Annotated in this window: 19 protein-coding genes; 7 read left to right on the plus strand and 12 right to left on the minus strand. The window is 64.2% G+C overall.

Translation table 11 applies throughout. The features are described from left to right. Window positions 1–58: 58 nt before the first annotated feature. Genes AB3X96_RS29660 through glnT form a run of 6 tightly spaced genes read right to left on the minus strand, consistent with a single transcriptional unit; the run spans window position 59 to window position 7,638 of the window. The gene (locus AB3X96_RS29660) at window positions 59–1,801 is read right to left on the minus strand and encodes a bifunctional protein-serine/threonine kinase/phosphatase (RefSeq protein ID WP_368592493.1); all 1,743 of its coding nucleotides are present in this window, start codon (window positions 1,799–1,801) and stop codon (window positions 59–61) included. Further along, window positions 1,798–3,231, minus strand: a complete 1,434-nt coding sequence (locus AB3X96_RS29665) for an APC family permease (RefSeq protein WP_368592494.1) — start codon at window positions 3,229–3,231, stop codon at window positions 1,798–1,800. The genes AB3X96_RS29660 and AB3X96_RS29665 overlap by 4 nt, the downstream gene beginning before the upstream one ends. Window positions 3,232–3,257: 26 nt before the next feature. Next, a complete protein-coding gene (locus AB3X96_RS29670; protein WP_368592495.1) occupies window positions 3,258–4,619 on the minus strand; it encodes an FMN-binding glutamate synthase family protein in 1,362 nt (453 codons plus the stop codon). Window positions 4,620–4,646: 27 nt separating this feature from the next. After that, complete coding sequence (locus tag AB3X96_RS29675; RefSeq protein ID WP_368592496.1) at window positions 4,647–5,336, minus strand: protein glxC; 690 nt, start codon at window positions 5,334–5,336, stop codon at window positions 4,647–4,649. Beyond that, window positions 5,324–6,232 (minus strand): amidophosphoribosyltransferase, encoded by a 909-nt coding sequence (locus AB3X96_RS29680; RefSeq protein WP_368592497.1) that lies wholly within the window; start codon window positions 6,230–6,232, stop codon window positions 5,324–5,326. Before AB3X96_RS29680 ends, AB3X96_RS29675 begins: the two co-directional genes overlap by 13 nt. 11 nt (window positions 6,233–6,243) lie before the next feature. Beyond that, a complete protein-coding gene (gene glnT, locus AB3X96_RS29685; protein ID WP_368592498.1) occupies window positions 6,244–7,638 on the minus strand; it encodes a type III glutamate--ammonia ligase in 1,395 nt (464 codons plus the stop codon). 162 nt (window positions 7,639–7,800) lie between these two features. Here glnT and AB3X96_RS29690 point away from each other — a divergent pair, with 162 nt between their 5' ends. Then, window positions 7,801–8,403 (plus strand): helix-turn-helix domain-containing protein, encoded by a 603-nt coding sequence (locus tag AB3X96_RS29690; protein WP_368592499.1) that lies wholly within the window; start codon window positions 7,801–7,803, stop codon window positions 8,401–8,403. Between the two features lie 248 nt (window positions 8,404–8,651). On the opposite strand, the gene hutG is transcribed toward AB3X96_RS29690, so the two are convergent. Both hutG and AB3X96_RS29700 read right to left on the minus strand, forming a co-directional pair. Continuing rightward, window positions 8,652–9,446, minus strand: coding sequence for an N-formylglutamate deformylase (hutG, locus tag AB3X96_RS29695; RefSeq protein WP_368592500.1), 795 nt, complete (start codon window positions 9,444–9,446; stop codon window positions 8,652–8,654). A gap of 26 nt (window positions 9,447–9,472) precedes the next feature. Beyond that, window positions 9,473–10,438 carry a LysR family transcriptional regulator gene (locus tag AB3X96_RS29700; RefSeq protein WP_368592501.1) on the minus strand — a complete coding sequence of 322 codons (966 nt, stop codon included), beginning with the start codon at window positions 10,436–10,438 and terminating at the stop codon, window positions 9,473–9,475. Window positions 10,439–10,629: 191 nt separating this feature from the next. On the opposite strand from AB3X96_RS29700, the gene AB3X96_RS29705 reads away from it, so the two are divergent. From AB3X96_RS29705 to AB3X96_RS29730, 6 genes are all read left to right on the plus strand, one after another. Further along, window positions 10,630–11,817 (plus strand): NAD(P)/FAD-dependent oxidoreductase, encoded by a 1,188-nt coding sequence (locus tag AB3X96_RS29705; RefSeq protein ID WP_368592502.1) that lies wholly within the window; start codon window positions 10,630–10,632, stop codon window positions 11,815–11,817. Window positions 11,818–11,838: 21 nt separating this feature from the next. Beyond that, the gene (locus AB3X96_RS29710) at window positions 11,839–12,627 is read left to right on the plus strand and encodes an electron transfer flavoprotein subunit alpha (protein ID WP_368592615.1); all 789 of its coding nucleotides are present in this window, start codon (window positions 11,839–11,841) and stop codon (window positions 12,625–12,627) included. Next, complete coding sequence (locus AB3X96_RS29715) at window positions 12,624–13,556, plus strand: electron transfer flavoprotein subunit alpha/FixB family protein (protein ID WP_368592503.1); 933 nt, start codon at window positions 12,624–12,626, stop codon at window positions 13,554–13,556. Before AB3X96_RS29710 ends, AB3X96_RS29715 begins: the two co-directional genes overlap by 4 nt. After that, window positions 13,553–14,206 carry a HutD family protein gene (locus tag AB3X96_RS29720; protein WP_368592504.1) on the plus strand — a complete coding sequence of 218 codons (654 nt, stop codon included), beginning with the start codon at window positions 13,553–13,555 and terminating at the stop codon, window positions 14,204–14,206. Before AB3X96_RS29715 ends, AB3X96_RS29720 begins: the two co-directional genes overlap by 4 nt. Before the next feature lie 18 nt (window positions 14,207–14,224). Beyond that, window positions 14,225–15,883 carry an electron transfer flavoprotein-ubiquinone oxidoreductase gene (locus tag AB3X96_RS29725; RefSeq protein WP_368592616.1) on the plus strand — a complete coding sequence of 553 codons (1,659 nt, stop codon included), beginning with the start codon at window positions 14,225–14,227 and terminating at the stop codon, window positions 15,881–15,883. A gap of 430 nt (window positions 15,884–16,313) precedes the next feature. Next, entirely contained in the window at window positions 16,314–16,487 is a 174-nt protein-coding gene (locus AB3X96_RS29730) for a hypothetical protein (RefSeq protein ID WP_368592505.1), read from the plus strand. A 210-nt stretch (window positions 16,488–16,697) separates the two neighbouring features. Here the strand turns inward: AB3X96_RS29730 and AB3X96_RS29735 are convergent, their stop codons facing one another. The 4 genes from AB3X96_RS29735 to AB3X96_RS29750 all read right to left on the minus strand — a co-directional run bounded on the left by AB3X96_RS29735 (window position 16,698) and on the right by AB3X96_RS29750 (window position 22,261). Then, on the minus strand, window positions 16,698–16,850 hold the full coding sequence (locus tag AB3X96_RS29735; protein ID WP_368592506.1) for a hypothetical protein: 153 nt from the start codon (window positions 16,848–16,850) through the stop codon (window positions 16,698–16,700). Window positions 16,851–16,871: 21 nt separating this feature from the next. Continuing rightward, window positions 16,872–17,330 (minus strand): hypothetical protein, encoded by a 459-nt coding sequence (locus tag AB3X96_RS29740; RefSeq protein ID WP_368592507.1) that lies wholly within the window; start codon window positions 17,328–17,330, stop codon window positions 16,872–16,874. A gap of 439 nt (window positions 17,331–17,769) precedes the next feature. After that, window positions 17,770–19,242: an NAD-dependent succinate-semialdehyde dehydrogenase gene (locus AB3X96_RS29745; protein WP_368592508.1), complete on the minus strand. Its 1,473-nt coding sequence runs from the start codon at window positions 19,240–19,242 to the stop codon at window positions 17,770–17,772. Between the two features lie 40 nt (window positions 19,243–19,282). After that, the gene (locus AB3X96_RS29750; protein WP_368592509.1) at window positions 19,283–22,261 is read right to left on the minus strand and encodes an FAD-binding and (Fe-S)-binding domain-containing protein; all 2,979 of its coding nucleotides are present in this window, start codon (window positions 22,259–22,261) and stop codon (window positions 19,283–19,285) included. Window positions 22,262–22,265 lie beyond the last annotated feature (4 nt).

Here is a 22,265-nt window from a genome sequence, read left to right on the forward strand (position 1 = left end):
CGTCTTCTGAGATGGTGGTATTCCAAAAAATTAGAAAAATAAAAACCGCCGGGACCTTTCAGGTCCCTCCCGAACCGTGCGCCAACGCAATCAGCAGCAGGATCAGAAGGATCAACGCCACGCTTTTCCAGAAGGTCACCGGACTGCGCTCGATCAACGGCAGCCTCGCTGCCGTTGCCGTTTCGCCGCCGCCCGCGGCGAATCGATCCAGCTCCGCACAGACCTCGAGCGCATCCTGATAGCGACGCTCCGGATCGGCCTGCATCGCCTTCTCGAGCACGAGGTCGAGCCAGACTGGCAGGTCGGGCCGGTGATGCTGCAACGGCACCCGGCTATTGAAGCCGTACGGCGAGCGTCCGCCGCTGAACATGCGATACAGGGTGACGCCGAACGCAAAGACCTCAGAGCGCGCATCGCCCTCTGCACCTTTGATGAGTTCGGGCGCCATGTAGGCGGGCGTGCCCGGCGCGGTAGACGGCCCCGGCGCGAGCAGGCCGGGCATGTAGGCGAAGCCGAGATCAAGCAGCCTCACGCTGTCGTCGGGCAACACCAGCACGTTCTCGGGTTTGATGTCGCGATGAAAGATGCCCTGGCGATTCAGCGCGTGGATCGCGCGGCCGAGCTGGCGCGCGATCGCGAGGCCGCGCGTCAGCGACATCAGTGCCGGCGTCATCAAGGTTTCGAGCGGCAAGCCGTCGAGGAACGGCATCACGACATAGAGGCGGGTCTGGCGCGCGGGATCGATCGCGCTCGGCGCAAGCACGTTCTCGCTGTCGATCTTCCCCGCGAGCCACCGCTCCCGGACGATCGACTGGCGCACGTTGGCGTCTTCGTCGACGCTCGGCTTCGGGAACTTGAGCGCGAGCCGCTTTTGCGGGTCGGCAAGATCGTGGCCGATGAAGATCCGCGAGTAATGCCCGTCGCTCAGCACCGTGCTCAGCGCATAGCCGTCGATCACCTCGCCACACGCGGGAACCGCGAGAATCGGCAGGTCGCCGAGCACGCCTTCGAGGTAGCGATAGTCGAGGTCCGGCACCTTGCGCACGTCGACCACGACCGCCGAGACGTCGTCGGTCGAACCGCGCGAGCGCGCCATCTGGACGAGCCGTTCAGCCACCGCGGCAGCGGGCGCCTGCGTCGACAGCACGGCCCGCAATTCGCGCCACGGTATGCGTCGATAGAGCCCGTCGGAGCACAGCAGCAGGCGGTCAGCCTCCTTTAACGCCCAGCTCTCGATGCGTGTCACCAGCGCACTCTGCAAGCCGACCGCATGCGCGACGAAGGCGCCGAACGGCACGTCGATGACGTCGTCGCCGCCGAGTTGCGACACTTCGCCATCGCGCAGCTGATAAAGCCGCACATCCCCCGCGCCGACAAGCCAGGCCGTGGCGCCCCTGACCACGAGCGCCGCAAAGCACGCCGCCATCTGACTGAGCGCCGCATCGCTGCGGCCGATCTGGTGCAGCCAGCGGTGAATCGCATCGAGTGCGCGCGACGCCGCGGCTTCGGGCGCCAGCGTGTGAGGCGGCGCATAGTAGCCGTCGATGAAGCTGCGCACCGCGAGCTCGGCCGCCACGCGCCCTCCCCGGCCGCCGCTCATGCCGTCGGCCAGCGCGACCACGCTCCCCCGCGCCGAGCGTTGCATGAGATCGCCCAGCATGACGCCGACGTAGTCCTCGTTGCGCCCACTGCTGCCCGGCTCCGAAACAAAGGCGATGTCGAGCTCGGGAGACTCGCCGCGCTCGGGCCGCAGTGTCATGCACGCCTGCTCAGCGGCATTCGCGAGGGGGGTGTCGGTCATTTCCTGTCGAAGATCGCAGCTTCGCTCGATTCGAGATCGTGCTCGATCTTATCGAGAACCTGCGGCGCACGCTTCTTCAGCATCGCGAGCCAGCCGAGGCCGAACAGCATGTAGGCCGCGAACAGATAGGGCAGGATGTTGTACGGCCAGTCCGGAACCGGATAGACGCTGCCGAAGAACCCGCCGATCATCGCCACGGCGCCAAGGATGCCCACCACCAGATTGGCAAGCTTGAGCTGCCCTTGCTTCTTCAGGTAGAGCGGCGCGGACACCGAGATCAGGAAGTAGGCCACGATGAAGCCGAAGGTCGCGAACGTGCTCGTATAGCCGAACGTATTCAACGCGCCCGTGCCCAGCAACGCGAGATTCACGGCCAGCGAGAGGAGCGCGGCAAAGGCCACCGCATAGTGCGGCGTCTGATGCTTCGTGTGCACCATGCCCATCGAGCGGTGTACGAACTGATAGCGGCCCATCGAGAACAGCAGCCGGCTCGCTGCATTGATCGAGGCCAGCACGCAGGCGAACGCGCTCACCGACGCGATCAGATAGAACAGCGGCGCCAGCGCCGGCGCACCGAGTCCGCTCAGCAGCGTCTGCAACGGCGCGGTATCGGCGCCGAGCTTGCTCACGTTGCCGCCGTAGGCGACGACCATCGAGTAGGCGACGAACATGAAGAAGGCGCCGGCCAGCACCATGCTCCAGATGATGGCGCGAGGAATCGCCTTCAGCGGGTCCCTGGTTTCCTTGCCGAGCGACGCCGCGCTCTCGAAGCCGACGAACGAGAAGATGCCGAGCACCATCGCCTCCGCCATCCCTTTGGGCGTCGTGCCCTGTAGCGACAGTTGCGCATGATCGACGATGCGCTCGGGATGCTGATAGAAGACCACCAGCAGCACGCCGCCGACGATCGTGATCGAGGCGGCCTCGATCGCAAGGCTCAGGCGCGACGACAGCTTGATGTCGCGCGACGAGAGGAACCAGGCCAACCCCGCGCTCACCGCATAGATCAGCCAGGTCGGCACGGCGATGCCGAACGGCGTGAACGCGTTCTGCACGAAGATGGCCTCGCCGGCCAGCACGCCCATCGCGGTACCGGTGTATGCGGCAATCAGCCCCCATCCGGCGATGCCGCCCGCCATTGGCCCGAGCGAGCGCGAGATAAAGATGAAGAACGATCCGGCCGCGGCGAAGCGGCTGGCCAGCACGGCGATGTTGAGACTGACGAACATGAGCCCGAGCGTCGACAGCCCGTAGACCAGCCAGCTGCCCGCACCCGCGAGTGCCGCGACGGCCACGACGTTGATCGACGGCGTCAGAGTCGGAGAGATGTTGGCGAGAGACTGGCCGATCGTCTCCATGAAGCCCAGGCTCGACGATCGAAGATCGGCGGACTGCGAAGGAACAGCGGTAGGTTGTGGCGTTGCGCTCATGCTGGGCTCTCCTCAAGGTAAGTGGTTCAGTATTTCGCTAGTCCTGGTATCCACGAGGTGCCGGCGAGCGGCACGCGCGCCATCGCGGCCGCCTCCACCGTCAGCGCCACGAGGTCCTCCGGCTCCAGGTGATGCACGTTCTGCTTGCCGCAGGCGCGTGCGATCGTCGTCAGTTCCATGTTCAGCGTCTTCAGGTAGTTGCGTACCCGGCGCGAGCCTTCCTCCGGCTGCACGCGCTGCTCGAGCACGGCGTCCTGGGTCGTCACGCCGACCGGGCACTTGCCCGTGTGGCAGTGGTGGCAAAACCCCGGCGACGTGTTGAGCGCCGCGTAATCGGCCGTGGCAGAATGCAGCGCGCCATCCTTGAAATAGGTGTCGCTGTTGCAGCCGAGCGCCATCAGCACGCCCTGCCCGATCGCCACGGCGTCGGCGCCGAGCGCCAGCGCCTTCGCCACGTCGGCCCCGGTGCGAATGCCGCCCGACACGATCAGCTGCACCTGCCCTTTCATGTTCAGGTCCTCGAGCGCGTCGACAGCCTGCCGCACCGCGGCCAGCGTCGGAATGCCGACGTTCTCGATGAAGCACGTTTGCGTCGCCGCGGTGCCGCCCTGCATCCCATCGATCACCACCACATCCGCGCCGGCATGCACCGCCAGCTTCACGTCGTTGAACGTGCGGGTCGCGCCGACCTTCACGTAGATCGGCTTTTCCCAATCGGTGATTTCGCGCAGCTCCTGAATCTTGATAGCGAGGTCATCCGGGCCGGTCCAGTCCGGATGACGGCTCGCCGAGCGCTGGTCCACGCCCGCGGGCAGCGTGCGCATCGCGGCGACCCGCGGGTTCACTTTCTGCCCCAGTAGCATCCCCCCGCCCCCCGGCTTCGCGCCCTGGCCGATCACGATTTCGATCGCATCGGCGCGGCGCACGTCGTCCGGGTTGAAGCCATAGCGCGACGGCAGGCACTGGTAGACGAGCGTCTTCGACGAGCGACGCTCTTCCTGCGTCATGCCGCCGTCGCCCGTCGTCGTCGAGGTGCCGGCCGCCGTCGCCGCACGCCCCAGCGCTTCCTTTACGTTCGCCGAGAGCGCGCCGAAGCTCATGCCCGCAATCGTGATCGGGATGTCGAGCACGACGGGTCTGCTTGCAAATCGTGTGCCAAGCACCGTTCTGGTGACGCACTTCTCGCGATACCCTTCGAGCGGATAGCGCGACAGCGACGCGCCCAGGAACAGCAGATCGTCGAAGTGCGGCACGCGCCGCTTGGCGCCAAGGCCGCGGATTTCATAGAGACCGCGCTGCGCGGCCATGTGGATGTAGTCGATCGTCTTGCGGTCGTAGCCTTGCGACTCTTCCTGCTGCAAGCGGGCGAAATGAACGGGCTTTTCCATGGGGACCTTCTCGATGATCTTGGGTGTTCAATATTCCTGGTCCGCGTCGGCGTTCCAGTGATAGAGCGTGCGAGCCGAGGCGATGCGCCTGAACGCGCGCGGATCTTGCTGCAGCCCGGCCGCATCGAGCAGCGCGGCGACGGCCATGACGTCCGCATCGGTCATCGGCTCGAACTGCGCATCCGCGCCGAGCGATTTCACTTCACCCTTCACATACAGGACTGCTTCGTAGAGCGAATCGCCGAGCGCGTCGCCCGCGTCGCCGCAGATCACCATGCGGCCCGCTTGCGCCATGAACGCCGAGAAGCTGCCCACCGATCCGCCGACGACGATGTCGCCCCCCTTCAGCGAAATCCCGCAACGCAGGCCCGCGTCGCCGTCGATGACGAGCAGCCCGCCATGCGCCGAAGCACCCGCGCCGTTCGATGCAAAGCCCTTCACGTGCACCTTGCCGCTCATCATGTTTTCGGCGACCCCGGTGCCCGCGCTGCCCTCGATAACGATCTTCGCGTGCTGGTTCATGCCGCCCGCGTAGTAGCCGGCATGGCCCTCGATCGTGATGCTGACGTCGGCATCGACACCGACCGCGATGTTGTGCGCGCCGTTGGGCGAACTCACCGTGATGCGCTGACCGGCAAGCTCGGCGGCATCGCCGTGCAGGTACCGGTTCAGCGCCCTGACGGGCGAGCGCGCGAGGTCGAATGTCACGCTTTCCATAGATACATCTCCTCGGGTGCGGGTTCGAAGACCTTCGCGTTCTTGATATCGGGCAGATGTGCCAGCGACCGGAACTCCGAGGCGATCGCCACGTATTCGTCGTTCTCCGCGACCACGGCAGGCTTGCACGCGAAGGGATCGCGGATCAGCGCGAGCTCGGTCGTGGTGCCCATCAGGAAGGTGTAGAAGCCGTCGAGCTCTTCGAAGCCTTTTTGCAGCGCGTCCGGCAAGGTGTCGCCTTCGCGCAGGCGCCATTCGAGAAAGCGGCAGGCCGCTTCCGTATCGTTGTCGGTATCGAAGTGAATGCCCTCGGGTTCGAGCTTGCGCCGCACGCCGTGCGCATTCGACAGCGAGCCGTTGTGCACGAGGCAGAAGTCCTCGCCGGCCGTGAACGGATGGGCGCGATCCGGCGTGACCGCCGATTCGGTCGCCATGCGCGTATGCCCGACCAGATGCGAGCCCTTCAGGTTCGCGAAGCCGTAGCGTTGCGCGATCTGCGCGGGCAGGCCGATGTCCTTGTAGAGGTCGATCGAGCGGCCCGCGGACAGCAGATAGAGCGTCGGATAATGCTCGCCGAGCCAGCGCTTCACGTTCTCGACGCTGCCTTGCAGCGTCAGCACCGCATGATTGCCCTTCGCTTCGATGCGCGCCGTGACGTCCATCGCGGCGTTCAACGCGTCGACGAGCGGTTGCCAGGCGAAACGCTCGCCTTCGTCGGTAAAGCCCGAGTAGAGGCTGAGCTTGCGCTGGTGCGCATCGACCGCCTTGCCGAACACGGCCAGTCCGGCCGAATCCGGGCCGCGCTCGGTCATGCCGATCAGCATCGGCACCATCAGTTCGCCGAGCCGTTCACGTAGTGCCGGCGTCTTGACCAGCATTCCTACGATTCCACACATAGTGCGTCTCCTTAGAAAAATTCGAGGTAGCTCTTCAGCTCCCAATCCGATACGTGGCGCATGTATTCGAGCCATTCCATGCGCTTCAACTTGAGGAATTCATCGGCGACCGGGCCGAGAGCGTCGCAGACCAGGCGGTCCGCTTCGAGCGCCTCGAGTGCCTGTTCCAGGTTCTGCGGCAGCACGCCAATGCCGTGCTCGCGCAATTGCCGCGGCGTCCAGTCGTAGAGGTTTTCGTTGGCGGGGGCACCCGGCGACAATTCGCGCTCGACGCCGTCGAGCCCGGCCGCTATCACGGCGGCAGTCGCCAGGTACGGATTGCACGAGCCGTCCGGCAGGCGGAGTTCGATGCGCTCGCCCGGCATGCGCACCATCGTCGAACGATTGTTGTCGCCGTAGCTGATATACGCGGGCGCCCAGGTCGCGCCCGTCAGCGAACGGCCTACCACCAGCCGCTTGTACGAGTTGACGGTGGGATTGCACAGCGCCGCGAGCGCCGGCGCATGGGCGAGCAAGCCGGCCGTGAACTGGTAGCCGAGCTTCGAGAGGCCCATGCCGAGCGGATCGCTCTTGTCGGCAAACAGATTGCGCTCGCCGTCGCCGATCGACATGTGCATGTGCATGCCGTTGCCGGGACGATTCGCGAACGGCTTGGCCATGAACGAACAGATCATGCCGAGCTCGTTGGCGATCTCGGATGCGGCCATCTTGAAGAACACGTAGTGGTCGCACGAAGTCAGGCAATCCGTGTAGGCGTAGTTGATCTCGAACTGGCCGTTCGCATCTTCGTGGTCGATCTGATAGACGTCGATGCCGACCGCGCGCATCGATTCGGTGAGCTTCTCCAGGAACACGCGGGTGCGCGAAAGGCCCTTGTAGTCGTAGCATGGCTTCGCGAGCGTATCGCTCGGATCGCACGGCTCGAGCAAGCCCGACGCCGAACGGCGCAGCAGCGAAAACTCGGGTTCGAGCCCCGTGTAGAGCGTCCAGCCGCGCCCGGTCATGCGCGCGACCTGTTTCTTCAGCATCACGCGCGAATCGAACTCCCAGGGCTTGCCGTCGACATGGCCATCGCACGCGATGCGCGCGATGCCGGGTTGCCAGGGCACCGGCGTGAGCGTCGACAGATCGCCGACAGCCATGAAGTCCGGACCGTTCGGCTCGATCCCCACACCCCAGATCGCAAAGCCGGCGAAACCCGCCCCGGCGGTGAGCACGCTTTTCAGATGCGCGACCGGCACCGACTTTGCCTTCGCCACGCCGTGAATATCGACGAACTGCGCCAGCACGTATTTCACGCCCTGTTGCGTGAGCCAGGCCTGCGCGTCTTGTGCCGTGTCGAAGCGCGGCACGCTCCCGAGCTCGTTGACGGTGACCGGCAGCTTGCTCGCATCGTTCAGGTTCATTGCCACTCCTTGCAACAATTTATTAACATGCAAAAATATTTCCCAGCAGGAAACTCTCTGCGCGCACGCATTCCCGCGTTCAAGGCCCGCTTCAAACGCCCGCTTCAAAGGCCGGCAAACCAGTGCGATCCGCTAACCTTGCTTCCTTTTCCGAGGCCATCTATGCAAACCGCGGACGACAACAAATCACCGCTCGAACGCTATCTCGGCACGACGATCCGCGAGCTGCGCCAGTCTCACGAACTGACCATCGCGCAGGTCGCCGAGCAGGCCGGCATCAGCCGCGGCATGCTCTCGAAGATCGAGAACGCGCAAACCTCGGCCGGGCTCGACGTGCTGCACCGCATTGCCATGGCGCTCGGCGTGTCGATGTCGGCGCTGTTTCGCAACTTCGACGTCCCGCAAGGCGGCGCCCAACTGGTCAAGAAAGGCGCTGGCATGGAGGTCGTCCGCAAGGGCACGCAGCGTGGCCACACCTACCATCTGCTCGCCTACGATCAGGGCCCGCGCAAGCTCTTCGAACCGTTCCTCATCACGATGGACGACGAGTCGGAGCGCTTCCCCGTCTTCGAGCACCCGGGCACCGAGTTCATCCACATGCTCAAGGGCGTGATCGAGTACCGCCACGGCCAGCAAACCTACATCCTGCATCCCGGCGACACGCTCACGTTCCGGGGCGATATCCCCCATGGCCCAGAACGCCTGATCAAGACGCCGATCCAGTTTCTTTCGATCTTCGTCTACGCTCAGTCCGCCACCGAGTGAACAACTCCAACCTCGGCCTCCACCTCGCGGCCGCATTCCTGGCAACTGTCCTTGTCATGCAACGACCGTGCCATGTTTATCAATGAGAATCAAACGTTCCTGTCAATAAACACTGGCGGCGCGCGGCGGTCTTGCTCCTTCTCCCTGTTGGTCCTGCTCCTGCTTGCCCGCGGTGCGGCCGGATCGTGAATGCGGTGCAAAGCTGCACTGAAACGGCCAGGCAGGTTACGACGGTGTATCAGCACAACTTATAAAGTCGCCAAGGCGCGCAGCACGCCCTCGATCATCGCGCGCAATACCGGCTGCACGCATGCCGCACGTACCTCGTCATAGGCAAACGGCGCGCGCTCGCTCATGTAGGTCGACTGACACATCTCGAGCTGGAGCGCGTGCACACCGTCGTGCGGCGCGCCGAAGTGACGCGTGATATAGCCGCCCTTGAAGCGTCCGTTCGCGACCCAGCTGAACGGGCTGGCTGCGGCGGCGGCAACGGCGGCCGCCTGCAAGGCGGGCGCCGCCGTGCGGCCGTCCTGCGTGCCCAGGTTCAGGTCCGGCAGCTTGCCGTCGAACAGGCGCGGCAGCACGCTCGCGATCGAATGCGCCTCCCACAGCACGACGTGCGCATGACGCCCGCGCAGACGCGCGAGTTCCGCGCGCAGCCGGTCATGGTAGGGCTGCCAGTAGTCCGTCACGCGCCGCGCTTTCTCCCGCGCGTCCGGCTCGCAGCCGGCGCGATAGACCGGCTCGCCGCGAAACGTTTCGGCCGGGCACAGGCCGGTCGTGGTTTGCCCCGGATACAGGCTTTCGTCGTTGGGCGGCCGGTTCAGGTCGATCACATAGCGCGACAGCTTCGCGCCGAGCACCGTCGCCCCCAATTGCGCAGCGAAATCGTAGAGACGGTCGAGATGCCAGTCGGTATCGGCAACCGTGAGCGCCTGTTCCGTATAGAGCGGCTGAAGCTCGGCGGGAATCCGGCAGCCCAGATGTGGAATTGAAATCAGCAGCGGCGCCTCGCCGCTTTGCAACGTATATAGATCGTCCAAAGACGTTCTCCATGAAAACGACGCGACTAGAGCAATGCGTCGGCGGGAAGCTGCGGCAACGCACGCGCCAGCGCCGGCTGGATCGAGCGATCGATGACCGTGCGCGTCAAGGTGACGATTTCGCTCGCGAAATCGTCCCACTCGCCCTGCCGGTGCAGCAGGAAGAAATCGCGCCGTCCGAGCCGCCCCGACGGCAGCGGCAGCACCGCGATCTCGTCGAGATAGTGCCGTGCCTGCCACAGGCACAACGGCGTCGAGATCGCAAAGCCGAGCCTTGCCGCCACCAGACTCAGCAGGGGATCGGTCGCGTCGAATTCGTAGCGGCGCGGGCTGTCAATGCCGAGATGCCGCGCGAAGCGCTCGACCTGCTGGCCGATCACCGAGCGCGCCGTGTAGCGAATCAGCGGCAGCTCCTTGCTGAGCATGCGCCAGTCGAGCTGCGCGCGGCCCGCGAGATGGCTGCGCGCGACGACGACGACGAACGCTTCCGAAAAGAGCGGCACTTCGACGATGCGCGCATCGTTCAGCGTCGTCTGCGTGCAGACGGCAAGATCGAGTTCCCGCTCGTGCAGCTGCTTCGACAGCCCCGGCGTGAGACCCGACCAAAATGCGATCTGCCGCGCCGAATTCGACACCGCGCGAATCAGCTCCGGCCCGACCGTGGCCGCGAACGAATCGACGCAACCGAGCCGCACCGGCAGCGTGCCCGCGTGCGACGCGTCGCCGATCCGCGTGCTGACCATCTGCGCGTGTTCGAGCAGCGGCCCGGCGAGCTCGAGCAAGGCGCGCCCGGAAATATTCGGCCGCGGCGGACGGCTCTCGCGGTCGAACAGCGTCATGCCCTGATCGCGTTCGAGCGCCGAGACCGCCTGGCTGATCGCACTCTGGCTCACGCCCAACTGCTTGGCCGCGCCCGTCATCGAGCCGGTCTCGCACACGGCGATGAAGGCCTGCAACGCGCGCAGATCGATCGGCGTTTGGGTTCGTCTCATCGTGACTCCAGTGTCCGCGGCGCCCAGTGCAGGCCGCGCGACGATGTCGAATGCTGCTTGCTCAAAATCCGCCCGTGCTCACGATGAGCAATTTCGGAAGCGCGTCATAAGTTTGCCTAATACAAAATTCCCCCGCGTTTCGGCTTTCTAGAATCCGCTCCATCGCCCTACTGGAAAATCGGAACGCTCCCATGAGCCACTATGACTTCATCGTGATCGGCGCTGGCGTGATCGGCACCTCGGTCGCGCACCATCTCGCCGCCGCCGGCGCGAATAGCGTGCTGGTCCTCGAGCGCGGCACGACCGGCGCCGGCACGACTTCGCAATCATCTGGACTGCTACGCACGCACTATTCGGTTCGCCAGAACGTCGAGCTCGCGCGCTCGTCGTGGTCGGCGTTCAACAACTTCGCCGAGTATGTCGGCGACGACGAAGCGTCGTGCGGGCTCGTCAAATGCGGCTACCTGATCTGCGCGCCCGAAGGCGACAAGCTCGCACCACTGCGCGCGTCGCTCGCCGCGCAGCAGGAGATGGGCATCGAAGTGCAATTGATGAACCGCGCCGAAGCGCGCGAGCGCCTGCCGATCGCGCAGTTTGACGACGCGGCGCTGATAGGATTCGAGCCCGAGGCCGGCTTCGCCGACGCCTATCTCGTCGCGACCAGCTTCGCCAGGTCGGCGCGCCGCCGCGGCGTGAAGATCATGGAAGGCGTGAGCGTGACGGGCGTGATCCGCGAAGGTCGCCGCGTAACCGGCGTCGAGACGAGCGCGGGCCGCTTCAGCTGCGGCACCCTCGTCAGCACGCAGAACATCTGGACGCCCGAGTTGGCCGCCTGGATCGGCGTGCCGCTGCCCGTGAAACCCGAACGCCATACCGTGCTCGCCCTCGAATGCGAGACGGGCGCGTACACCTTCGGCATGCCTGCGTTCAAGGACCTCGGTTCGCCCGGCATGCTCTATTTCCGCAGCTACGGCGGCAGCCAGATGCTGGTGTCCGAAGGCGTGGTCGGCGAAACGCTCAATGCGCCGGAGACCGAGCAGGGCGAGATCTCCCTCGACTATGTCGTCGAAGTCGGCGCGCAGGTCGCCGGGCGGTTTCCCGCCTACGAGACGGCGGGGCTCGCGTCGTCGTGGACGGGCGTCTACGACGTCACGCCCGACTGGAACCCAGTTCTCGGCGGGGTCGGCGATGTCGAGGGACTGGTGGTCGGCTTCGGCTTCTCCGGACACGGTTTCAAGCTCTCGCCGGGCATCGGCAGGCTGCTCGCGCAGCATGCGCTCGGTCAGCCGACCGATGTGTCGCTCGCGCCCTATGCACTCGAGCGCTTCGAGACGGGTGCGCTGCTGGTCGGCAAATACGGCTCGGGCGCGGTGTCCTGATTCATGGAGGCGATCATGTCCATCAAGATTCTCGTCCCCGTCAAACGCGTGGTCGATCCGAACGTGCGCGTGCGGGTCGGTGCCGGCGGCGCGATCGACACGAACGGCCTGAAGATGTCGCTGAATCCCTTCGACGAGTGCGCGCTGGAAAAAGCGTTGCAACTGAAGGAAGCGGGACACGCCTCGCAGGTGACCGTCATCACCTGCGGACAGGCTAATAGCCAGGACGTGCTGCGCACGGCGCTCGCGATGGGCGCCGACAATGCGGTCCTTCTCGATACGGGCGCGGCTGCGACATCGCAGGACTCGCTGGACTCGCTGGCTGTCGCGCGCCTGCTGCGCGCGTATCTGTCGGCGCACGGCGACGCATTCGGCCTCGTGATCTGCGGCAAGCAGGCCATCGACGACGATACGGGCGGCGTCGCCGCGATGCTCGCGGGCCTGCTCGACTGGCCGCAGGCGCTCGACGCGAGCGCCATCGCCGCCCACGGCGCCGGCTGGCGCGTGACCTGCGGCGACGACTCGGGCACCGCGACATGGCAGCTCGACGGCGCGGCGGTCGTCAGCGCGGACCTGCGCCTGGCCGAGCCTCGGCGCGTGAGCTTGCCGAACATCGTGAAGGCCAGGCAGAAGCCTCTCGCGACCCTCGACGCGGCCACGCTCGGCGTCACGCTCACGCCGCAAAGCCGGATCGTCGAACTGCGCGATCCGCCCGCGCGGCAGGCGGGCGTGAAGGTCGCGAATACCGCGGCTTTGCTCGATGCGCTCGCGGCGCATCGCGTGTTCGACCGCGCAGGAGCCATCGTATGAAAACTCTGGTACTGGCTGAATCGGATCACGGCTCGATCAGCGACGCAACGCTGCGCGTGATTAGCGCTGTCTCGCAGCGAAGCGCGCCGCTCGATGTGCTTGCGCTCGATGCCGAGACCGCAAGCGAAGCCGCTCGGCTCCCCGGTGTAGCACGCGTGCTGAGCAGCCGCTGCGACGGCGTGGCGACGCCGGAGCGGCTCGCCGCTCAATTGCGCGCCGTGTGTGCCGGCTATTCGTTGATTGCCGCCGCCCATCGGCCGCTGGCTCGCGGCGCGTTTCCGCGCGCGGCTGCGTTGACCGGCAGCGCGTTCGTGGCTGACGCGCTCGGACTCGCGAACGATGGTGGCTTCCTGCGCGGGCTGTACGCGGGCAGCGTGCTGGCGACCGTGGCAAGCGAAACGGCGCTCACGTTCGCGACGTTTCGCGCGTCGTCGTTTGCGCCGGTCGAACGTGCGGGAGGAAACGCGTCGATCGTGACGCTCGATGCAGTGCCTGCGTTTGAAAAGACAAGCCTCGTGGAACGACAGGCGACGCAGCACACGGGCCACGATCTATCGACTGCGCGCGTCGTCGTGGCGGGGGGGCGCGGCCTGGCGTCGCAAGAAAACATAGCGCGGCTCGGTACCCTGGCCGAGCGCATCGGCGCCGCTCTCGGCGCCTCGCGCGCGGCCGTCGATGCCGGTTACGCGCCCAACGCCGCACAGGTCGGACAGACCGGCAAAACGGTCGCGCCCGATGCTTACCTGGCCTTCGGTATCTCCGGCGCGATTCAACATCTGGCCGGCATGAAGGACTCGAAGATCATCGTCGCCGTCAATAAGGACCCCGATGCACCGATCTTTTCCGTCGCCGACATCGGGCTCGTCGGAGATCTGTTCGAGACGATGCGCGAACTGGAAGCGTATGTCGGCGCACGGGGCACCTCATGACGGACTTCACGCATCCGGATCAACACGGCGCCCCGCTCCGTGCCTCGACGAGCTTCGGGAAGCCACCCTCGCAGCACTCGATTCATTTCTTCGACTGCGCGCAACTCGCGCCCGAAACGTGGGCGAACGGCGGCGGCATCACGCGCACCGTCGCCAAACGCGCCGGCGACGATGGCGGCATCGAGTGGCGCGTCAGCCTCGCCACACTGAATGGTCCCGCCAGGTTCTCGCAATTTCCGGGACTCGATCGCACGCTGCTGTTGCTCGATGACGGTGCGGTCGATCTGCATTCGCAGGACGGCGCGTGGTTCGCGCGCCCAGGACAGCCCGTGCAGTTCTCCGGCGATCTGCTGATATGGGCCAGCGTGCCTGCCCGGCCCGTCGAGGTACTGAACGTGATGACGCGGCGCGGCGCTTGCCAGGCCCGCGTCAATGTCGCCTCGCAGTCGCTGCGGATCACCGCGGCTTCGACACAGCTCGTCCTGTGCGTCGACGGACAATGGGGCGTGGCAAGCGCGCTGCTCAACGGCGTGTCGCTGCAGCCGATGACAGGCATCTGGATCGACGGACGACGCGAGGAAATCGATCTGCATGCAATGGGGCCCCGCGCACGGCTCGTTTCTATCGCTATTGATGCGGCGGAGCATTGAGGTATGCAGGAGGTGATGATGATCGAGCAGTACGGGCCGCGCGAGTCGATGGAATATGACGTCGTCATCGTCGGCGGCGGCCCTGCGGGCCTGTCGGCTGCCATTCGTCTGAAGCAGCGCGCCGCCGAACAAGGCGTCGAGCTTGGCGTGTGCGTACTCGAAAAAGGCTCTGAGATCGGGGCGCATATCCTGTCGGGCGCGGTGATGGACCCGCGCGCGCTGACCGAGCTGATCCCGGACTGGAAGGAGAAAGGCGCGCCGCTGACGGTCGAGGTGACCGAAGACCGCTTCCTGTTCCTGTCGGCGACCGGCGCGAAGAGCGTGCCGAACTGGGCGCTGCCGGACAATTTCAAGAACCACGGCAACTACGTGATCAGCCTCGCGAACGTGACGCGCTGGCTGGGTCAGCAGGCCGAGGCGCTCGGCGTCGAGATTTTCCCGGGCTTTCCGGCGGCTGAAGTGCTGTACAACGACGACGGCTCGGTCAAGGGCGTCGCGACCGGCAACCTCGGCATCGGCAAGGACGGCGAGCCGACCGAGAACTTCCAGCTCGGCATGGAGCTGCACGCGAAGTACACGCTGTTCTGCGAAGGCGCGCGCGGCCACCTCGGCCGCCAGCTGAACGAGAAGTTCAAGCTGCGCGACGGCGTCGATCCGCAGGTGTACGGCATCGGTATCAAGGAGCTGTGGGAGATCGATCCCGCGAAGCACAAGCCGGGTCTGGTGATGCACACGGCCGGCTGGCCGCTCGAAAACGACACCTACGGCGGCTCGTTCCTCTATCACATGGACAACAACCAGGTCGTGGTCGGCTTCGTGGTCGGCCTCGGCTATTCGAATCCGTATCTGTCACCGTTCGAGGAATTCCAGCGCTACAAGACGCATCCGGCGATCCGCGCGATTCTGGAAGGCGGCAAGCGCGTGTCGTACGGTGCGCGCGCGATCACCGCGGGCGGTCTGATGTCGCTGCCGAAGCTGGTGTTCCCGGGCGGCGCACTTGTCGGCGACGACGCGGGCTTCCTGAACGCGTCGCGCATCAAGGGTTCGCACGCCGCGATCAAGACCGGCATGCTCGCCGCCGACGCCGCATTCGCCGCCGTACGGGCCGGCCGTCAGTCGGACGAACTGACCGCTTATCCGGAAACCTTCAAGACGTCGTGGCTCTACACCGAGCTGTATCGCGCGCGTAACTTCAAGCAGTGGATGAGCAAGGGTCTCTACCTCGGCACGCTGATGGTCGGCGTCGAGCAGAAGCTGCTCGGCGGTAACGTGCCCTGGACGCTGCATCACCAGCATTCCGATCACGAGATGCTGAAGCCGGCTTCGCAGTGCAAGCCGATCACGTATCCGAAGCCGGACGGCAAGCTGACGTTCGACCGGCTCTCTTCGGTGTTCATCTCGAACACGAACCACGAGGAAAATCAGCCGGCGCACCTGACGCTGAAAGATCCGACCGTGCCGGTCAACGTGAACTGGCAGACTTACGCCGGACCGGAGTCGCGTTATTGCCCGGCTGGTGTCTACGAGTTCGTGAAGAACGACGAAGGCAACGAGCGGCTCGTCATCAATGCGCAGAACTGCGTGCACTGCAAGACCTGCGATATCAAGGACCCGACGCAGAATATCGTGTGGGTCACGCCGGAAGGCGGCGGCGGTCCGAACTATCCGAATATGTAGTGCGGTCGAGATGAGGCACTCTTTAGTCTTGCGGGCAGAAGCACAATAATGTGGTTCACAGCAAACTTAAAATACTGATAAACGTTTGCGAAGGCAAATTATATTTTCGAAAGAAATGTGCATGCGAAAAGCGAGTTCAGACGCGGCCAGGTTATCGCACTTCTCATTTTCATCAAGCCGTTTAAGGTCATTTTTAAAAATCTAAATTAATAGCGAAATTCAAAATTACTCATCAATCAATACCTACCTGCCCGCAAAGGTTTGCCGCGATTGGCTCAACATTCTCCATCACGAATTTTTTCCGGTAAGCGCGGATACCTCTACTCGCGTCGCTCACCTTGAGTTTCATCATCCGTCGCGCTACATTGCCGCTCGCAGCATTCCGCACGGACTCCTGCGCACTCTGTAACTCGTACGTAAGGAAACTCCGATGGGGCAACAGGCGGAAGGCAACGACGACACCCCCTGCAGCCCGGCCGGCCGCGACGCGTTCGCGCCGGTCGTAAGGGCCGCCGCGTTGCTGGTCGCAGCGCTCGGCACGGTGAGCGCCGTCGACTTCCTGCCCGTAGACCTGCGCTGGTGCGCGCCGCTCGCCAGCGCATAGCGCAACGTGCACTGTGTCTGACTCTCGGAAGGCCGGTCGATCCTGGCAAAGATGCAGGCCGAGCTGAATCGAAACAGATGCAGTGTTGGCTCTCTGGCCAGATCCACTGGGGCTAGTGAGGAAGGCACGATGCCCATTGCTAAGAATGTTGATCGGGCACGAGACAAAAAAACCCGCGCGCGGCGGGTTTCTGGCACTCTTTCCGGACGTTCAACCTTGGCCGAATGAGCGCAGGAGCGGAAGCGACAGCATCACAACGTAGGCGACCACGGCCACCACTGCGGCGAAAGCCGGGATGCTCACCAACCAGCGCGGTGCGCCCTCTGTGTGATCCAGCTTTTCTTGATGCTTGACATCAAACATGGAGACCTCCGTAAGTCAATCCTATTTTATCAGATGCCAACGGGTGTAGTGGGTGACGCCCGACGCGAGGCCGACGAAAACAAACGACAGCCACATGTAAGAATAGTACCGTAGGTTCTGAAATAGCGTCTTGCCAAACAGTTTTGGCGCTCCCTTGCGCTCGGTCGTATAGACCGCTCCGAGCGCTGCCACAAACGCTCCGCCGATCGCACATGTGACAAGCGTCACGAGCGCGATCCCCATATCTGCGTCGATTTGCTTGCCCAAAATCTCCATTACCATTGCAAGCGCCATCGTCACCGCGACGAAGCCCATCTGCCCATCCTTGAGGACGGTCATCAAGTGACCATTTTCTTTGTATCGCTGGTCGTCGGATTTTCCGGCGACCACTAGAAGCATCGCTGCGGGCGTGAGAAGGATCGGGGCAAAGATATTGACGATGTCCCATAGAATCCAGAAATGCGGAGCGTTGGTGTCCATTCAACCTCCGTGAGTTTGAAGGTCGCCGAGCGCGCGGGTCTTGTAAGTCATGTGCCTCTCCAATGATCCGCACATGATACTGGCCCCGTTTACCAGTTGTCGAGACAGGCTCTACCGGTTCCCGGCATGCCAGAGAGGATGAAGTGTCTCCGTGGCGTTCGGGCCGTGCCTTCTGGCGCTTGGCGCCTTCGCTGCCCTCGATGCACGCGCCACTTCCGATGTGATCCAGACGCGCCGAGGTTTGCGCGAACTTCGTGGCTGCGCCCTTTGCAGAGGTCGGGTTTCACATACTGCATGCGCAGCGAACCTTGAAACGGACAACGTTGTCCTGACATGCCCGAGCATCCGGCGTATTCGGAAAACCATTCGCGGCCGTGAGGTGGGAGACGCGGCCCTGTCGCAACGCGAAGTGCCGCCCTGGTCGTTAGGTTGAACCGCGTCAGGCGAGGCCGCCCTCACATAGATACTTGATGCTCAGATAATCGTCGAGCCCGTATTTCGACCCCTCCCGACCATATCCTGACTCCTTGACGCCGCCGAACGGCGCTGCTTCGCTTGCCACTGCGCCCTCGTTGATGCCCACGATGCCCACTTCGAGACGCCGGGCGACGCGATGGATGCGACGCACATCGTTCGTGTAGAAGTATGCCGCCAGACCGAAGGGCGTATCGTTTGCGATGCGAATGACTTCGTCCTCGTCATCGAAGCGAAACAGCGGCGCGACGGGGCCGAACGTTTCCTCACAGCACAGCACCATCTGGTCGTTCGCATCGGCGAGAACCGTGGGTGCATAGTAATTCCGCCCCAAACCGGTCAGGCGCTTGCCTCCTACGAGAACCCGCGCACCATTCGCGACCGCATCTTCGACATGCGTCGCGATCTTGTCGATCGCACGCCCGTTGATCATCGGGCCGATCTGCGCCTTTGGGTCCGTGGCTGGTCCAACATGAAGCGCGCCGACGCGCGCGGCAAGCAGTTCCGCGAATCGGTCAAACACCGCGTCGTGAACGTAGATCCGGTTCGGGCACACGCAGGTCTGGCCGCCGTTGCGAAACTTGGCCGTCATCAGACCGTTGACGGCGGCGTCGATGTCCGCGTCTCCGAACACGATGAACGGCGCGTTGCCGCCCAGTTCGAGCGACAGCTTCTTGAGCGTGCCCGCCGATTCCCGCGCGAGGTGCTTGCCCACCGCGGTCGAGCCAGTGAACGTGATCTTTCGCACGCGTTCGTCGGCCAGCCAGTCCGCGACGGCTGCGATGCCTTCGTCACGCGCGGCCGCGATCACGTTGAGAACACCGTCCGGGATACCGGCTTCCTGGGCTAGCGCGGCAAGCGCGAGTGCCGTGAGCGGCGTGTCCTCGGCCGGCTTCGCGACGACCGTGCAGCCGGCAGCAAGCGCAGGCGCAATCTTGCGCGCTATCATCGCCAGCGGAAAATTCCACGGCGTGATGGCGGCCACGACGCCAATCGGCTCCTTGATCGCACTCATACGTTTGCCGCGTTGCGTCTGTGGAATGATGTCGCCGTAGATCTTCGTAGCTTCCTCCGCGAACCACGCGACGTAAGAAGCGCCATAGGCAACCTCTCCCCGTGCTTCGGCCAGCGGCTTGCCCTGCTCCATCGACATCAGGCTCGCGAGATCTTCCGTGTTCGCAAGAATCAGCGCGTGCCAGCGATGCAGCAGTTCCGCGCGCTCACGCGGCAGCATGTCGCGCCACGCCGGCAATGCACCCGCCGCCGCGTCGGTCGCCGCGCGGGCATCGGCCGCCGTGCTGTTAGCCACCTGCGCCAGCGTCTCGCCCGTCGCCGGATCGGAAACGGCATATCGCTTGCCTTCGACGGCGTGCACCCACCTTCCGTCGATGAAATTCGCTTGTCGAAGCAGTTCGCCTCGCGTCAGTTTCAAACTCACTGCGTTCTCCTTCCAGCAATAGAAATCGATCGTCGTAATCTCAGATGTTCGGCGCAACCTCGTCGTCAACTGTCTTCGTGCAACCGCTTTTCGTCTTCGTTTCGCTTGCGTACCGATCAAGCCACTGTGCGAGATGGATTGCGGTGCGCCCCGTCGTATTGCGGATCTGGGAACGGCAGCTGAAGCCGTCGCTGACGATCACGGCATCGCCTTGCAGCCCTTCGATCACTGGCACAAGTTCGGATTCGGCGACCTTCTTCGCCAGATGCGTCGTTTTCTTGTGGTAGCCGTACGCGCCCGCCATGCCACAACATCCCGTTGGCAAGACAGTGCCCCTCCCTGTCGCCTGCTTGAGCAGCGCGGCCTCGGCTTTCATGCCGCCACAAGCTTTCTGATGGCAGTGCCCGTGGACGTGCACGTCCGCATCCATTTTTGGCACCGTGACGCCATGCTCCTGCAGCAGTTCGGCGAGCGTTTTCACCGTCGTGGCAAGCGCGTGAGCACGCGGGTCGTCCGGGAACAGCGAGCGCAGTTCGTCACGAAACACTGAAAGGCAACTCGGTTCGAGCACGACAACCGGCAGTTGCGCCTCGATTACGTGCGACATCTCCGCCATGATCGTTTCGAGGTTACGCCGCGCTTCGTCGAGCAGACCAGCGTCATACATTGGCCGGCCACAGCACACATGCTTGCGCAACAGACGCACTTCGAAACCGTGCGATTCGAGCACCCGCACGGCGGCATCCATGACTTCGGGCGTGAAGCCGTTGTTGAACGTGTCGGTCCACAGCAGGATCGGCCCGCGCATGGCGCTCCCGCGTCCTTCACCTTGCCCGAACAGACGTTTTGCGACCGGACCGTTGCGAAAACTCTTCGCGGCGATCGGCGGAAACGTCACGTCGGGCGACAGACCGAACCGGGCGCTCACCTTACGGAACGACGGATTGCGCATCAGCAGGTTGGCCACGCCGCTCACATGCGTCGCCACGGGCAACCAGTTGCCGATGCGGCCGATCATGGCGTCCATCACCGGGCGACGCTTGTGCTTGAAGTATTCATAGAGAAAATGGCTCTTGTACTTTGCGATGTCGACATGCGTCGGGCAGTCGCTTCGGCAGCCCTTGCAGGCAAGACAATGATCGAGCGAGTCTTTCACGGCTTCGCTCTTCCAGCCGTCTTCGATGACCTCAGCCTTGAGGAGCTCAAACAACAGGCGAGCGCGCCCGCGCGTCGAATATTTCTCCTCGCGCGAAGCGCGATAGCTCGGGCACATGGTTCCGCCGCTCAGTGAGCGGCATTTGCCCATGCCGATGCAACGCTCCGTCGCCCGCGCGAACGTGTCAGGTTTGCCGAGATCGCCGAACGTGAACGGGCTCGACACGTCGACGCGCCGATACGACGGCCCAAGACGCAGGTTTTCGTCGACCGGCATCGCGTCGATGAGCTTGCCGGGATTCATGCGTCCGCGCGGGTCCCAGATCGCCTTGAAGGCGCGAAACGCCTCCATCAGCTCGGGCGGGTACATGAGCTGCAAAAGCTCGCCCTTGGCCTGGCCGTCGCCGTGCTCGCCCGACAGCGAGCCTTCGTACTTCACGACGAGCGCAGCAGCATCGAAGAGAAACTGTCGCCACGTGTTCACGCCTTGCGCATTACGCAAATCGAACGTGATGCGTGAATGAATACAACCGTCGCCGAAGTGGCCGTACATGTTCGTCTTGTAGCCGTACGACTCGACGAGCGCCGAGAATTCACGCAAATACGCTCCGAGATGGCGCGGCTCGACGGCAGCGTCTTCCCAGCCGACGACGGGATCTGGCTGCGACATGTCGTCGCCGATAGACGTCGCCGAAGCGCCCGTCTCGCGCACGGACCACAGCCGCCTCATAAGACTCGCATCGTCGACTGTCCGCGACGAAGGACTGCCGGGGAACGAAGCCGACAGACTGGCCGCCTTCTCCGCGAGCTCGGCCGCAACCCGCCTGTCGGTCGCGCCGAATTCGACCATCAGCCAGGCATTGCCCTCGGGCAGCTCGGCAATGTCAGCCAGCGCCAGGCCCCGCTCACGCAGGCCACCAACAATCCCCGTGTCCAGCCCTTCCATCGCGATTGGTGAAAGCGGCAGCAGTTGCGGCACGCAATCAGCCGCATCAAAGATCGTCGGAAATCCGAACACGACGAGCATGCGATGCACGGGGTTCGTGACAAGCGTCGTTTTCGCGCGCAGCACGGACACGCAGGTGCCCTCCGAACCCACGAGCGCCCGCGCGATGTTGAAACCGTTCTCGGGTAAAAGCTGATCGAGGCTGTAGCCTGAAACGCGGCGCTTGAGCTTCGGAAAACCGGCCCGGATCGCATCGCCGTATTTCTCGACAAGGCCGAGCAGTCCCGAGACGATCTCCGCGCGCCGGCCGCCGGCGGCCAGGTGTTCCTTCAGCGCGGCTTCATCGGTCGGGCCGACCCAGAATCGCTCCCCGTCGTAGGTGAGGATCTCCAGCGACTCGATGTTCTCCGCGGTCTTGCCGGCCATGACCGAGTGCGCGCCACACGAGTTGTTGCCGATCATGCCGCCGAGTGTGCACCGGCTGTGCGTGGCCGGGTCCGGGCCGAAAGTCAGGCCCTTGAGCGCAGCCGCATCCTTCAACTGATCGCAGATCACGCCGGGCTGCACCGTCGCGAGGCGACCCGCGACATCGATGGTCTCGATACTGGTCAGATACTTCGATGCATCGATGATCACCGCCGCGTTGACCGACTGCCCGCACATCGACGTGCCTGCGCCGCGCGTCAGCACCGGCACGTCGGCCTCGTGGCAAGCGCGCATCGTTTCGACGACGTCGTCGATGCTGCGCGGCACGACGATGCCGATCGGCACCTGCCGGTAGTTCGACGCTTCCGACGCGTACGCGGCCCGCGTGCCCGAGTCGAACCGGACCTCCGCCTGCGTGTTGCTGGCAAGCCGCCGCCGCAGGGCGAGCAGGACATTGAGATCGTAGCGGGGCAAGTCTTTTGCTGGATTCATGACA

Source organism: Paraburkholderia sp. BR13439 (genome assembly GCF_040948805.1).
In the GTDB taxonomy this organism is placed as follows: domain Bacteria; phylum Pseudomonadota; class Gammaproteobacteria; order Burkholderiales; family Burkholderiaceae; genus Paraburkholderia; species Paraburkholderia youngii.